Consider the following 14,092-nt stretch of genomic DNA (forward strand, 5'->3'; position numbering starts at 1 on the left):
GGGAAACACCGCGACAACACTTGTATTCAACGGGAGAACACGATGATAAGCGCCGCTGTAAAAACCCAGCAGGGAGAGAGTTTTGGTCAGCCGGCCAGCGAGCTGAGTCATCTGCCGGTACTGGGCAGACCCCAAGTACCCGTACTTCATCTGCCGGCTACGCCACAACACACTATTTCACCGGTCAACCGCCGCAAGGTGCTGTTTGTCACCTCCGAGCTGGCGGACTTGGTCAAGACGGGCGGGCTGGGCGATGTTTCTGCTGCCCTGCCCCGCGCCATGCGCCACTTGCACGATGTACGCGTGTTGATTCCCGGTTACCCGCAAGTCATCAATAGCGGCAATCCGATTCATATCATCAGCGAGCTGGGCGGTTATGCGGCCTTGCCACCGTGCAAGATCGGGCGCATGGACATGAAGGACGGGCTGGTCATTTATGTACTGATCTGCCCTGAGTTGTATGAACGCCCTGGCACTCCATACGGCGACAGCAATGGCCGTGACTGGAACGACAACCACATCCGCTTTGCCCGCCTGGGCCTGGCCGCTGCCGATTTCGCAGCAGGTGCAGTCAAAACCCAGTGGTGCCCCGAGCTGGTGCACGCTCACGACTGGCCAGCCGGTCTGGCGCCTGCCTATATGCGCTGGCGCGGTCAGAGCACCCCAAGCATTTTCACCATCCATAACCTTGCCTATCAGGGCACGGTCAGCCCGACGACCTCCCGCGAGCTGGGCATTCCCGAAGAAGCACTGGGCAGCGAAGGCATGGAGTTCTACGGCAAGCTGTCGTTCATCAAGGCCGGCATGGCTTACGCCAGCCACATCACCACGGTCAGCGCCACCTATGCCCGGGAAATCACCACACCGGAGTTCGGTTGTGGCCTGGAAGGTTTTCTGCAAAGCAAGGCCGATAAGGGCCAGCTCAGCGGCATTCCCAACGGTATCGATGCCAGTTGGGATGCGGCCACCGACCAGCACCTGATCTGCCATTTCGCCCCTAACGAATGGCTGCGCAAGGAAATCAACGCCGACTATGTGCGTGAGCTGTTTGAGCTGGAGCCTTCCAAGGGCCCGTTGTTTGCGGTGGTTTCGCGGCTGGTTTACCAGAAGGGCCTGGACCTGACCATCGGCGTGGCCGAGCACATCGTCGCCAATGGCGGACAGATCGCAATCATCGGTTGTGGTGAGCCTGAAGCCGAAGACTCCATGCGTGAACTGGCCGCGCGTTTTCCCGGCAAAGTCAGCGTACGGGTCGGCTTCAACGAAACCGATGCACGCCGCATGTTCGCCGGCAGCGACTTTTTGCTGATGCCTTCGCGTTACGAACCTTGCGGCCTGAGCCAGATGTACGCCCAGCGCTTCGGTTCGCTGCCGGTGGCGCGCAATACCGGCGGGCTGGCTGACACCATCGAAGATGGCGTGACCGGCTTTCTGTTCAACGAGTCGAGCGTAGAGAGCTACACCGAAGCGCTGAACCGCGCCTTCAAGGTCTTTGAAAACACCGAGTTGCTCAATGCCATGCGCTGCCGTGCCATGGCGGCGCCGTTCAACTGGCAACAGGCGGTAGAACCCTATGCCGACCTGTATCAGGACCTGCTGAAGAAAAACCAGGGCGTTGCCCTGCATTACTGACAGACAAGAGGTTACGGATGCCCCTGCGTACAGAATCTGACTGGCGCCACGGCGCCGTTTTGCTGGACCCTGAACACACGCGTTTTGCCCTTTGGGCACCGGATGCAGACACCGTCACCCTGTTGCTCGACAACGGTCAGGAACTGGCAATGCCAGCCCTGACCGAGGGTTGGTTTGTGCTCGAAACGCCGGCAAAAGCCGGCACCGGCTACCGCTTCAGGATCAATGATCAGCTTGATGTGCCCGACCCCGCTTCGCGTTTTCAGGCCGGCGATGTACACAGCCAGAGCCTGGTGGTTGACCCTGCGGCGTGGCACTGGCAGCACCCCGACTGGCAAGGCCGGCCCTGGCATGAAGCGGTTATTTACGAAGTTCATGTCGGCGCCCTGGGCGGTTATGCAGGCGTCGAGAAGCACCTGCCACGCCTGGCCGCGCTGGGCATCACCGCCATTGAGCTGATGCCGCTGGCGCAATTTCCAGGCGACCGCAACTGGGGCTACGACGGCGTACTGCCGTACGCGCCCCAAGCCTCCTACGGGACGCCCGAACAACTCAAGCAATTGATCGATGCCGCCCATGGCCACGGCCTGGCGGTGATTCTCGACGTGGTTTACAACCACTTCGGCCCCGACGGCAATTACCTCGGCGAGTACGCCAGCGAATTCTTCCGCAAGGACGAGCACACTCCTTGGGGCAATGCCATCGACTTTCGCCGCCCTGAAGTGCGCAGCTTCTTTATCGATAACGCGGTGATGTGGCTCAACGAATATCGCTTCGACGGCCTGCGCCTGGACGCGGTACACGCCATCAAGGATGCGACCTTTCTTGAGGATTTTGCCCTGCACGTGCGCGCCGCGATCAAGCCCGGCCGGCATGTATGGCTGAACCTTGAAAACGAATTCAATGAAGCCCACCGCATTGAGCAAGGCTTCGATGCCCAGTGGAACGACGACGGGCACAACACCCTGCACGTGCTGCTGACCGGCGAAACCGACGCCTATTACACCGATTTTGCCAAGCAGCCGACGCAGAAGCTGGCGCGCCTGCTCAGTGAAGGTTTTGTCTACCAGGGCGAGTCCACCCGGCATGGCCACGCGCGCGGCGAACCCAGCGCGCACCTGCCGCCGACTGCGTTCGTGCTGTTCTTGCAGAACCACGACCAGATCGGCAACCGCGCCCTGGGCGAGCGCTTGCCGAAGCTGGCGCCGCCGCAAGCGTTGCAGGCCGCGACCGCATTGCTGCTGCTGTCGCCGATGATCCCGATGCTGTTCATGGGCGATGAATGGGCGGCCAGCGAGCCGTTCCTGTTCTTTACCAGCCATCACGGCGAGCTGGCCGATGCTGTGCGCGAAGGTCGCCGCAACGAGTTTGCCGATTTTGCCGCCTTCACTGATCCCGAACGCCGCGAGCGCATTCCCGACCCTAATGACCCGCGCACCTTCGAGGCCTCCAAGCCTGCACTGGCGGCACTGGACCTTGAGACCGATCAAGGCCTGGACCATCGCCAGTGGCTGGACCTGTACCAGCGGTTGCTGCAGATACGCCACAGCGAAATCATCCCGCGCCTGCCCGGCAGCTTTGCCTTGGGCACCGAAGTGCTGGGCGACGGCGCGGTCAGTGCGCGCTGGCAACTGGGCGATGGCCAGGTGCTGCGTATCGACCTCAACCTCGGCGAACAAGCGGTCAATGTGCAGGCTACACCCGCAGACCGGGTGCTTTTTGGCAGCCCGCAACATTCGATCGAACCTTCGCGAGACGGCATCCTCGAACCCTGGACGGCGATTGTCAGCCTGACAGCCCATGATGCAGCGGAGACTCGGGATGAGTAATGAACAACTGGAAAAGCTGGCCACTCAGGCCGGCCTGTCGGTGCACTGGGTCGATGCCAACGACCGGCCACAGACTGTCAGCCCCGAGGTATTGATCAAGGTACTTGAAGCACTCGGCTATGCCGCCGACAGTCGCGAGGCCATAGACGAAAGCCTGCAACGCTTGCAGACCGAGCGCCTGGGCGGCAGCGCCCCGCCGCTGCTGACGGTCGAGCAAGACACAGTGCTGAACCTGTCGGCGTGGTTTGCGCCCAACACCGCCTTTACCCTGCATCTCGAAGACGGCACGTCGGTGCAGTCACACCTGACCGACGACGCCGAGTTACCTGCTCAGGCGTCTATCGGCTACCAGCAACTGCGCATCGACGGGCAAACCCTGACCATCGCCGTGGCGCCGCCCAGCGCCTACAGCATGGCCATGGCCTGCGACGATGAAGTGCCGCGCGCCTGGGGCCTGAGCGTGCAGGTCTACAGCCTGCGCCGTGAAGGCGATGGCGGCTTTGGTGACACCCAGGCACTGGAAAACTTTGCCCGCAGTGCCGGCGAACGCGGCGCCGATGCGCTGGCGATCAGCCCGCTGCACGCGATGTTCGCCAATGACCCGCAACGCTACAGCCCCTATTCACCGTCGAGCCGGCTGTTCTTCAACAGCCTGTACGCCTCCCCCGGGACCCTGCTGGGCGAACGCGCCTGGCGCCAGGCCATCGACGACAGCGGCCAGGCCGAAGAACTCAAGCGCCTGGAGCAATTGACGCTGATCGACTGGCCTGCCGCCGCGAAAGCCAAATGGCAGGTGTTGCGTGCGCTGTACGCGGGCTTTATCGCCGGCGGCGACCCGTTGCAGGAAGACTTCAACAGCTTTCGCCAGGCAGGCGGCGAAGCGCTGGAAAATCACTGCCGCTTCGAGGCGCTACGCGAACAGTCCGACCGCCTGGGTTTCAGTGACAACTGGCACGAATGGCCAGACGATTTCAAGCGACCGGGCAACCCCGCCGTCAGCGCCTTTGCGGCTGAACATAAAGAAGAAATCGGCTTTCACGCCTTTGCCCAGTGGCTGGTAGCGCGCGGCCTTGAACGGGCGCAGACCGCTGCACGTGCCAGCGGCATGCGCGTCGGCCTGATCGCCGACCTGGCGGTGGGTGCCGACGGCGCCGGCAGCCAGGCCTGGAGCCGTCAGGACGAACTGCTTTCGGCGCTGAGCGTGGGCGCGCCGCCCGATATCCTCAACCGTGCAGGACAAAGCTGGGGCATTTCGGCGTTCTCGCCCGAAGGCCTCAAACGCAATGGTTTTCGCGCATTCATCGAAATGCTGCGGGCCAGTTTTGCCCACGCCGGCGGCTTGCGTATCGATCATGTGATGGGCCTGCAACGCTTGTGGGTCATCCCGCTGGGGGCCAAGCCCGGCGAAGGTGCCTACCTGAATTTTCCGCTCGACGACATGCTGCGCCTGCTGTGCCTCGAGTCGTGGCGGCACAAGGCGGTGGTGCTGGGTGAAGACCTCGGCACCGTGCCTGCCGGCCTGCATGACAAGCTTTCAAGCCGGGCGATCCTGGGCATGCGTGTGCTGTTGTTTGAACAACGCAACGGCCACTTCAAGCCGATTCTCGATTGGGCGCCTGACGCGCTGGCGACCACCAGCACCCATGACCTGCCGACGCTGACCGGCTGGCTCAACGAACTGGACATCGAATGGCACACCCGCCTGGGCCATGTCGATGCTCAGGCCGAACAGCACTGGCGTCAGGAACGCAGCCGCGAATACGACGGCCTGCGCCAGGCGCTAAGCCAGAACAACCCGAACATGGCCGCCGACACCGAGGACCACAGCCTGATCATCGACGCCAGCATTCGCTACCTGGGTCATACCCGTGCGCCGCTGGTGCTGCTGCCGATCGAGGATGCCCTTGGCGTGCTGGAGCAGGCCAACCTGCCCGGCACCATCGACAGCCACCCCAACTGGCGGCGCAGGCTTGCGCCGACCCCGATGACCCTGCTTGACCAGCAAGACGCTGCACGGCGCCTGGAGCTGTTGTCACAGGCCCGTCAGCAAGCTGCGGAGCGTGACAAATGACGTCTACCCTTTTGCGTGCCACTCAACGCCTGCAGTTCCACAAGGACTTCACCCTCGACGACGCGGTCGCCCTGGTGCCGTACTTCGCTCGTCTGGGTATCAGCCATATTTACGCCTCGCCGCTGCTCAAGGCGCGGGCCGGCTCGATGCACGGCTATGACGTGGTCGACCCGACCGTGATCAACCCGGAACTGGGCGGCGAAGAAGCCCTGCGCCGGCTGGTCGCCGCGTTGCGCGAGCACAAGATGGGCCTGATTCTGGACATCGTCTCCAACCACATGGCGGTCGGCGGCGCCGACAATCCCTGGTGGCTCGACCTGCTGGAATGGGGACGTGGCAGCCCGTTCGCGATCTTCTTCGATATCCAGTGGCACTCGCCGGACCCGCTGCTCAAGGGCCAGTTGCTGTTGCCATTCCTGAGCAACGACTACGGCACCGTATTGCAGGCCGGCGAAATCCCGCTGCGCTTCGATGCCGATGCAGGCCGCTTGTACATCGAGCATTACGAGCACCATTTCCCGATTTGCCCGGTCAACTACGGCGAGGTTCTGCAAAGCGCCGATCACCCGGTCCTCACCGAACTGGCCGAGCGCTTTGCCGCGCTGGCGCAGTACCCGCAAGCCTATGAACGCGCCCGTCAGTTGCGCGGCCAGCTGGCTGAAGCGGTGCGCGAACCGGCGGTGCTCAAGGCCTTGCAAAACGGCCTGAAAGAGTGGGATTCCAGCCAGCCCGAGGGTTTCAAGCGCCTGCATCAGTTGCTTGAAGATCAGCATTACCGGCTGGCCAGCTGGCGCACCGCCGGGGACGATATCAACTGGCGGCGCTTTTTCGACATCAACGAACTGGGCGGCCTGCGCGTCGAACGCCCGGCGGTGTTCGAGGCCACCCACGGCAAGATCTTCCAGTTGATCGCCGAAGGCCTGGTCGACGGCCTGCGCATCGACCACGTCGACGGCCTGGCCGACCCGCGTGGCTATTGCCGCAAGCTGCACCGGCGCGTGCAAGGCTTGCTGGCCCAGCGCCCGGTCGAGGCGCAACTGACGCACCTGCCGATCTATATCGAGAAGATCCTCGGCAGCGACGAAGCCTTGCGTCAGGACTGGTCGATCGACGGCACCACCGGTTATGAATTCATGAACCAGGTGTCGCTGCTGCAACATGACCCCAAAGGCGAAGCGCCGCTGGGTGAACTGTGGAGCCAGATCAGCGAACGAACGGCAGTGTTTGCCGAAGAAGAATTGATTGCCCGCGATCTGGTGCTGCACGGCAGCCTGGCCGGCGACTTCGAAAATGTCGCCCAGGCGCTGCTGAAAGTGGCGCGCAGCGACCTGATGAGCCGCGACCTGACGCTGGGCGCAATTCGCCGCGCCTTGCTGGCGCTGGTGTGCAATTTTCCGGTGTACCGCACTTACATCAGCGTGTGCGGGCGCTCAAGCGAGGACGAACGGGTCTTTCAGCAGGCAATGGAAGGCGCGCGCACCCAACTGAGCGAAGGCGACTGGCCGGTGCTCGACTGGCTGCAACGCTGGCTGGGCGGCACCTCGTGGCGCTCGCTGCCACGCGGCCCGCTGCGCAAGCTGTACCGCAACGCCGGCATACGCTTTCAGCAGCTCACCTCGCCGGTGGCGGCCAAGTCGGTCGAGGACACCTCGTTCTATCGCTCGGCCGTGTTGCTGTCGCGCAACGACGTGGGCTTTCACCCAGGCCACTTCAGCGCACCGCCAGCCGACTTCCACGCCGTCTGTGAGGCGCGCCACGCGCATTTCCCCAACAACCTGCTGGCCACCGCGACCCACGACCATAAACGCGGCGAAGACACGCGCACGCGCCTTGCGGTGCTCAGCGAGCATGCCGGCTGGTACGCCGAGCAGGTCGAGCGCTGGCGGCAACTGGCGCAGCCGCTCAAGGACGCTGAGGTCAGCATCAGCGGCGGCGATGAGCTGATGCTTTATCAGGCGCTGCTGGGCAGTTGGCCGCTGGACCTGGAACTGGATGACAAGGGCGCGCGTCAGGATTACTTCGAGCGCCTGAGCCGCTGGCAGGAAAAGGCGCTGCGTGAAGCCAAGCTGCAAAGCAGCTGGGCGGCGCCGAACCAGGCCTATGAAAGCGCCTGCCGGGCCTTTCTCGAACGCTTGCTGCTGGCCGACGAGGCGCAATCGCTGCGTCAGTCGCTGGCCGCCACCGCACAACGTATCGCCACCGCCGGCGCCCTGAACAGCTTCGCCCAGGTGCTGCTGCGCATGACCGTACCGGGCGTGCCGGACCTGTACCAGGGCACCGAATTCTGGGACTTCAGCCTGGTCGACCCGGACAACCGCCGTCCGGTCGACTACAAAGCCCGCGCTCAGGCGCTGGACGACTCTGCGCCGGTCAGTGAATTGCTGGGCCGCTGGCGCGACGGACACGTCAAGCAAGCACTGATCGCGCGCACCCTTAACCGGCGCGCTGCACAGCCGCAACTGTTCGCTCAGGGCGACTATATTGCCCTTGAGGTGCGCGGCCGGCATGCAGACAAAGTGCTGGCATTTGCCCGTCTCTGGAAGAACCAGCATGCCGTTGTTCTGGTGCCGCGCATCTTCAATGAACTATTGGGGACCGCGCCAACTCCATTCATACAGACAGACGGCTGGGGTGACACACACGTGATCCTGCCGTTCGCTGACCCGAACATGTCCTGGCAGGGGCTGTTCGATGAAACGGTCAGCCTGAGCGAGAAGGAGCTGCCGCTCAGTACTGCGCTCAAGGAATTTTCCGTAAACCTGTTCATACAAACCTTGTAATAGCCGGGAGTGTCGAGATGAGTGCCGACGAAAAGAAAATCCGCGAATTCGCGTATCAGATATGGGAATCGGAAGGTCGGCCACACGGCCATGACGACCGTCATTGGGAGATGGCGCGCAAGCTGGCCGAGGCGCAAGCCTTGGCCCCCGATAAAAGCCCTGCGCGCAAAGCCAGCAAACCCAAATTGCCCGCCGTCGACGGTGCTGCCGAGAGCAAACCGGTTCCGGCCAAGCCTGCCGCCAAAACCGCAGCGCCCGCCAAGCCGGCTGCCAAGGCAGCACCTAAACCGGCTGCCAAGCCCAAGCCAGCGGCTGCGGCGGCCTCGCAGACGCCGGCCAAGCCTGCGGTGAAGTCTGCGACCACCACCGAACAACCGCCAAAGCCTGCTGTGAAAAAACCTCGCAAGCCCGCCGCGCCTTAACGCCCGGCGTTTCCATACCGCAGCGCCAAGGGCGCACCCTGCCCTGGCGCTGACGGTTTTACTCGATTGCTTTTTCTCGACCTTGTCGGGCCGTGGCCGCGATAACGGGAACGGCCGCCCGTAAAAACTACCTTTCAAGCATTAATTTTTAATTCAGGAAATACACATGAGCACGTCGTCGAAAAAAGCATCCCATGAAGCCCCTGAATCCAAACCTTCGACTTCCCGCCTGCGTGAAGGCCTGCCCTTTCCACTGGGAGCCAACTGGGACGGGCTGGGCGTCAACTTCGCCCTGTTCTCGGCCAACGCCACCAAGGTCGAGCTGTGCCTGTTCGACTCCACCGGCGAAGTGGAACTGGAACGTATCGAACTGCCCGAGTACACCGATGAGATTTTTCACGGTTACCTGCCCGACGCCCATCCAGGGCTGGTTTACGGCTATCGGGTGTACGGCCCTTACGATCCGCGCAACGGCCACCGCTTCAACCACAACAAACTGCTGATCGACCCGTACGCCAAGCAACTGGTTGGCGAACTGAAATGGTCCGAGTCGCTGTTTGGCTACACCATCGGTCACCCCGACGGCGACCTGAGCTTCGACGAACGCGACAGCGCGCCCTTTGTACCCAAGAGCAAGGTCATCGACCCGGCCTACACCTGGGGCCGCGACCAGCGCGTCAGCACGCCGTGGGACAAGACCATTCTTTATGAAACCCATGTTCGCGGTTACACCAAGCTGCACCCTTCGGTACCCGACGAATACAAGGGCACCTTTCTGGGCCTCAAAGTCCCGGAAGTCATCGAACACATTCGCAAGCTGGGCGTGACTTCGGTCGAGCTGCTGCCCATTCATGCCTTCGTCAATGACCAGCACCTGCTGCAAAAGGGCATGACCAACTATTGGGGCTACAACAGCATCGCCTTCTTCGCCCCGGACCCGCGTTATCTGGCGCACGGCAAGATCGCCGAGTTCAAGGAAACCGTTGCCCACCTGCACAAGGCCGGCCTCGAGGTGATTCTCGACGTGGTCTATAACCACACCGCCGAAGGCAACGAACTGGGCCCGACCCTGTCGATGCGCGGCATCGACAACGCCTCGTACTACCGCCTGATGCCGGACGACAAGCGCTTCTACATCAACGATTCCGGCACCGGCAACACCCTGGACCTGAGCCACCCGTGCGTGCTGCAAATGGTCACCGACTCGCTGCGCTACTGGGCCTCGGAAATGCACGTCGATGGTTTCCGCTTCGACCTGGCAACCATTCTGGGCCGCTACCACGATGGCTTCGACGAGCGTCACAGCTTCCTGGTCGCCTGTCGCCAGGACCCGGTGCTGCGTCAGGTCAAGCTCATTGCCGAGCCGTGGGACTGCGGCCCCGGTGGCTATCAGGTCGGTGGTTTCCCACCGGGCTGGATGGAATGGAACGACAAATACCGCGACACGGTGCGTGCCTTCTGGAAAGGCGACGAGGCGCAACTGCCCGACTTCGCCGCGCGCCTGACCGCCTCCGGCAACATGTTCAACCAGCGCGGCCGGCGCCCGCAGGCGTCGGTGAACTTCATCACCGCGCATGACGGTTTTACCCTGCACGACCTGGTGTCGTACAACGACAAGCACAACGAAGCCAACGACGAAAACAACCAGGATGGCAGCAACAACAACCTGTCCTGGAACCACGGCGTCGAAGGCCCGACCGAAGACGCCGAGATCAACACCTTGCGTCTGCGTCAGATGCGCAACTTCTTCGCCACGTTGCTGCTGTCGCAAGGCACGCCGATGGTGGTGGCCGGTGACGAATTCGCCCGCACTCAGCACGGCAACAACAACGCTTATTGCCAGGACAGCGAGATCGGCTGGATCAACTGGAACCTGGACAGCGACGGCGAAGCGCTGCTCAAGTTCGTCAAACGGGTGATCAAGCTGCGCCAGAGCTACCCGATCCTGCGTCGCAGCCGCTTCCTGGTCGGCGAGTTCAACGAAGAAATCGGCGTCAAGGACGTCACCTGGCTGGCGCCGGATGGCAATGAAATGAGCGTCGAACAGTGGCAGGACCCCAATGGCCGTTGCCTGGGCATGCTGATGGATGGCCGCGCCCAAGAGACCGGCATCCTGCGTCCGGGTGCTGATGCGACGTTGCTGCTGGTGGTCAACGCCCACCACGAAAACATCGACTTCACCTTGCCCGAGGTACCGGAAGGCACGCACTACACCTGCCTGATCGACACCAATCAGGATGAGGTGCCACGCAAGAATCGCCTGGAGTTCGGCAATGCTTACGCGGTCACGCCGCGGTCCTTGCTGCTGTTCGAACTGCAACGCGAAGATCAGGCGTGACCAGCGTGCTGGCGGCTTTTCTAAAGCAGCATCCGCTGTTGCGGGCGGGCACTGCCGAGTTGAGCGTGTGCCTGCAAGCCCTGGTGGCCGAAGGGCTTGACCGCCTGCCCTTGCCGGGCGCCGCAGACACGCTGGCGCGCTGGCAGGCTTTGGCGTGTGTGGCCGGCCATGACCTGGGGTTGTGCAAGTTTTACGAAGGCCACACCGATGCCCTGGCAATCATGGCTGAACTGGGTGCGCCGTCAGTGGCTGACGGCAGCACCTGGGGCATGTGGGCTGCCGAACCACCGCAGGCCCGCGTGCGGGTCAGCGGTAGCGGCGACGCAGTACGCCTTGACGGCCTGAAAGCCTGGTGCAGCGGCGCGACGGTGCTCAGCCACGCGCTGCTGACCGCGTGGGACGAGCAAGACCGCCAGCAACTGGTGGCGGTGGCGCTCGAACAACCCGGCGTGCATGTCACCGACGATGGCTGGTGCGCCGTGGGTATGGGCGCCACGGCCAGCGTCGAGGTGCGCTTCGAGCAGGCTACGGGCTGGAAAATCGGCGAACCCGGCGCTTATCTGCAACGTCAGGGCTTCTGGCAAGGCGCAATCGGCATTGCCGCGTGCTGGTATGGCGCGGCGCAGGCACTGGCGCAGCATCTGCCGCGCCAGCTTGCCGGTCGTGATGAGCCGCATGCGCTGGCGCATCTGGGCGCGGTGGATGCGGCGCTGTACAGCGCCGCACGGGTGTTGCAGGACGCTGCCCGGCAACTCGACGAACACCCGGCAGCGGACGCCGAACAGCTGGCACGGCGTTGCCGGGCCAGTGTCGAGGCCTGTGTCGAAGAGGTGATCAAGCATGTGGGCCGCGCCTTGGGCGCCGGCCCTTATTGCAAGGACGCAGGTTTTGCCCGGCTGATGGCCGACTTACCGGTTTTTTTACGCCAGAGCCACGCCGAGCGTGACCTGGCGATTCTCGGCCGACTGGCCGTGAAGCAGGCGCCACCGCAGGAGTGGAGCCTATGAACGAAGGTTTTGTAGTCAGCGACGACGCCGACGGACGCGGCACCTCGCTCAGCGCCTGGCAGGCCTCGGCCCGGCTGGCGGCGGTGCCCGCGATCAGCGCCGATCTGCTGGTGCCGCGCGAATGCCGGGCTGTCATCGTCGCTCCGCACCCCGACGACGAAGTGCTCGGTTGCGGCGGCCTGATGAGCCAACTGAATCAGTTGCAGCGCGACCTGCTGCTGATCTCGGTCACCAACGGCACCGCCAGCCACCCGGGCTCGGCCCTGTGGCCGGTACCGCGGCTGGCCGCTGCGCGCCCTGAGGAAAGCGCCGACGCCTTGCAGCGCCTGGGCTTGCCTGCCGATTTGCCCTGGCTGCGTGGCGCATTTCAGGATGGCGCGGTGGCCGAGCGCGAGGCCGAGCTGCAAGCCTTTCTGCTCAGCCATCTGCTGCCCACCGACGTAGTCTTCGGCACCTGGCACGGCGACGGGCACAGCGACCACGAAGCCGTCGGGCGGGCGTGCGCCAATGCCTGCGCCACGGTCGGTGCGCAGTTTATCGAGATACCGATCTGGGCCTGGCACTGGGCAAGCCCGGAAGATGAACGCCTGCCCTGGGACCGCGCGCGCAAGTTATTGCTCGACCCGACATCGCTGGCGCGCAAGCGCGATGCCGTGCAGGCGTTTGCCAGCCAGTTGCAGGGCGATCCCGACATCGGTCTGGCGCCGGTTCTGCCGACCTGGGCGCAAGAGCGCCTGCTGCAACCTTTCGAACTGGTGTTCCTATGAGCGTGGCCGACGATTATTTCGATGAGCTGTTTCGAGACACCGATGATCCCTGGGCCTTTCGTGAGCGCTGGTACGAACGGCGAAAACGCGCGTTGACCCTCGCCGCCCTGCCCCGCGAACGCTACCGCTCGATTTTTGAGCCGGGCTGCGCCAACGGCGAACTGAGCGCCGAACTGGTCCAGCGCTGCGACCGGTTTCTGGGCTGCGACACCTCAAGCCGCGCTGTAAGCCTGGCCCGTGAACGCCTGGGCGCTTCTGCCCACGCCACGGTCATGCAGGGCCGCCTGCCTGACGATTGGCCCGACGGCCCCTTCGACCTGATCGTGTTCAGTGAGCTGGGTTACTACCTCGATGAACAGGACCTGCAACGCTTGATTCTGCGGGCGCTGGCCTCGCTCAGTGACGACGGGCAATTGCTGGCCTGCCACTGGCGCCCGTCCATCGCTGGCTGCCCGCTGGATGCCGAGCGGGTGCACAAAATACTCAGTGAGCAATTACCCTTGCAGCGGATCTGCACCCATCGAGAGCCGGACTTTCTGCTGGAAGTCTTCAGCCGTGACGGCACTTCAGTAGCGCAAAAGGAGTTTGATGATGATCGGCGTGCTCATTCCGGTTCACAATGAAGAACAATTGCTGGATCTGTGCCTGGCGACCATTCAACTGGCCGCCGTGCATCCGGGCCTGAATGGCGAGCCGGTACGCATTCTGGTGGTGCTCGACAGCTGCACCGACCGTTCGGCCAGCATCGCTCGCGGGCGTGGGGTCATGACCCTTGAAATGGACGCCCGCAATGTCGGCCAGGCCCGTGCTGCCGGCGCCCTGGCGCTGATGAACGAAGGCGCACGCTGGCTGGCTTGTACCGACGGCGACAGCACCGTGGCCGAGGACTGGCTGTACGAGCAGTTGCTGCTGGACGCCGATGCGGTGTGCGGCACGGTGACGCCGGGCGGTTGGTGCGAAGGCTATTCGGCAGCCGCCCAGGCGGAATACCTGCGCCTTTATCAACAGCGCGACGATCATCGGCACATTCACGGGGCCAACCTGGGCTTCAGTGCCCAGGCCTATCAGCTTGCAGGCGGTTTTCCGGCATTGGCTTGCCACGAGGATGTGCATCTGGTGCGCCAGCTGGAAATGGTCGGTGCCCGGATTGCCTGGAGCTGCCGCCCCAAAGTCATTACCAGCACCCGCCTGGACCCACGCGCGCAAGGCGGGTTTGGCGATTATTTGCGCTCGCTGAACGCTTGAT

At 63.4% G+C, this 14,092-nt stretch carries 10 protein-coding genes; all 10 read left to right on the top strand.

Going from position 1 to position 14,092, the window contains the following annotated elements; genetic code table 11:
• Window positions 1-42 precede the first annotated feature (42 nt).
• The 10 genes from glgA (at window position 43) to ACYAS9_RS10830 (ending at window position 14,091) form a co-directional block, all read left to right on the top strand.
• Window positions 43-1,632 carry a glycogen synthase GlgA gene (gene glgA / locus ACYAS9_RS10785; RefSeq protein WP_463568280.1) on the top strand — a complete coding sequence of 530 codons (1,590 nt, stop codon included), beginning with the start codon at window positions 43-45 and terminating at the stop codon, window positions 1,630-1,632.
• Window positions 1,633-1,649: 17 nt separating this feature from the next.
• Window positions 1,650-3,461: a malto-oligosyltrehalose trehalohydrolase gene (gene treZ, locus ACYAS9_RS10790; protein WP_463568281.1), complete on the top strand. Its 1,812-nt coding sequence runs from the start codon at window positions 1,650-1,652 to the stop codon at window positions 3,459-3,461.
• Window positions 3,454-5,532, top strand: coding sequence for a 4-alpha-glucanotransferase (malQ, locus tag ACYAS9_RS10795; protein WP_463568282.1), 2,079 nt, complete (start codon window positions 3,454-3,456; stop codon window positions 5,530-5,532). The genes treZ and malQ overlap by 8 nt, the downstream gene beginning before the upstream one ends.
• Window positions 5,529-8,312 carry a malto-oligosyltrehalose synthase gene (locus ACYAS9_RS10800; RefSeq protein ID WP_463568283.1) on the top strand — a complete coding sequence of 928 codons (2,784 nt, stop codon included), beginning with the start codon at window positions 5,529-5,531 and terminating at the stop codon, window positions 8,310-8,312. The genes malQ and ACYAS9_RS10800 overlap by 4 nt, the downstream gene beginning before the upstream one ends.
• A gap of 17 nt (window positions 8,313-8,329) precedes the next feature.
• Window positions 8,330-8,734: a DUF2934 domain-containing protein gene (locus tag ACYAS9_RS10805; protein ID WP_463568284.1), complete on the top strand. Its 405-nt coding sequence runs from the start codon at window positions 8,330-8,332 to the stop codon at window positions 8,732-8,734.
• A 166-nt stretch (window positions 8,735-8,900) separates the two neighbouring features.
• The gene (gene glgX, locus ACYAS9_RS10810) at window positions 8,901-11,072 is read left to right on the top strand and encodes a glycogen debranching protein GlgX (RefSeq protein WP_463568285.1); all 2,172 of its coding nucleotides are present in this window, start codon (window positions 8,901-8,903) and stop codon (window positions 11,070-11,072) included.
• Window positions 11,069-12,079, top strand: coding sequence for an acyl-CoA dehydrogenase (locus ACYAS9_RS10815; RefSeq protein ID WP_463568286.1), 1,011 nt, complete (start codon window positions 11,069-11,071; stop codon window positions 12,077-12,079). Before glgX ends, ACYAS9_RS10815 begins: the two co-directional genes overlap by 4 nt.
• Window positions 12,076-12,846, top strand: coding sequence for a PIG-L deacetylase family protein (locus ACYAS9_RS10820; protein WP_463568287.1), 771 nt, complete (start codon window positions 12,076-12,078; stop codon window positions 12,844-12,846). Before ACYAS9_RS10815 ends, ACYAS9_RS10820 begins: the two co-directional genes overlap by 4 nt.
• A complete protein-coding gene (locus ACYAS9_RS10825) occupies window positions 12,843-13,469 on the top strand; it encodes a class I SAM-dependent DNA methyltransferase (protein WP_463568288.1) in 627 nt (208 codons plus the stop codon). The genes ACYAS9_RS10820 and ACYAS9_RS10825 overlap by 4 nt, the downstream gene beginning before the upstream one ends.
• On the top strand, window positions 13,438-14,091 hold the full coding sequence (locus tag ACYAS9_RS10830) for a glycosyltransferase family 2 protein (RefSeq protein ID WP_463568289.1): 654 nt from the start codon (window positions 13,438-13,440) through the stop codon (window positions 14,089-14,091). The genes ACYAS9_RS10825 and ACYAS9_RS10830 overlap by 32 nt, the downstream gene beginning before the upstream one ends.
• Window position 14,092: the final 1 nt, after the last annotated feature.

This window comes from Pseudomonas sp. HP_08 (assembly GCF_055284095.1).

Excerpts from the sequence above, each read along its gene's own strand:
- glgA (WP_463568280.1), top strand. The coding sequence starts at position 43 with ATGATAAGCGCCGCTGTAAAAACCCAGCAGGGAGAGAGTTTTGGTCAG.
- treZ (WP_463568281.1), top strand. The coding sequence starts at position 1,650 with ATGCCCCTGCGTACAGAATCTGACTGGCGCCACGGCGCCGTTTTGCTG.
- malQ (WP_463568282.1), top strand. The coding sequence starts at position 3,454 with ATGAGTAATGAACAACTGGAAAAGCTGGCCACTCAGGCCGGCCTGTCG.
- ACYAS9_RS10800 (WP_463568283.1), top strand. The coding sequence starts at position 5,529 with ATGACGTCTACCCTTTTGCGTGCCACTCAACGCCTGCAGTTCCACAAG.
- ACYAS9_RS10805 (WP_463568284.1), top strand. The coding sequence starts at position 8,330 with ATGAGTGCCGACGAAAAGAAAATCCGCGAATTCGCGTATCAGATATGG.
- glgX (WP_463568285.1), top strand. The coding sequence starts at position 8,901 with ATGAGCACGTCGTCGAAAAAAGCATCCCATGAAGCCCCTGAATCCAAA.
- ACYAS9_RS10820 (WP_463568287.1), top strand. The coding sequence starts at position 12,076 with ATGAACGAAGGTTTTGTAGTCAGCGACGACGCCGACGGACGCGGCACC.
- ACYAS9_RS10825 (WP_463568288.1), top strand. The coding sequence starts at position 12,843 with ATGAGCGTGGCCGACGATTATTTCGATGAGCTGTTTCGAGACACCGAT.
- ACYAS9_RS10830 (WP_463568289.1), top strand. The coding sequence starts at position 13,438 with ATGATCGGCGTGCTCATTCCGGTTCACAATGAAGAACAATTGCTGGAT.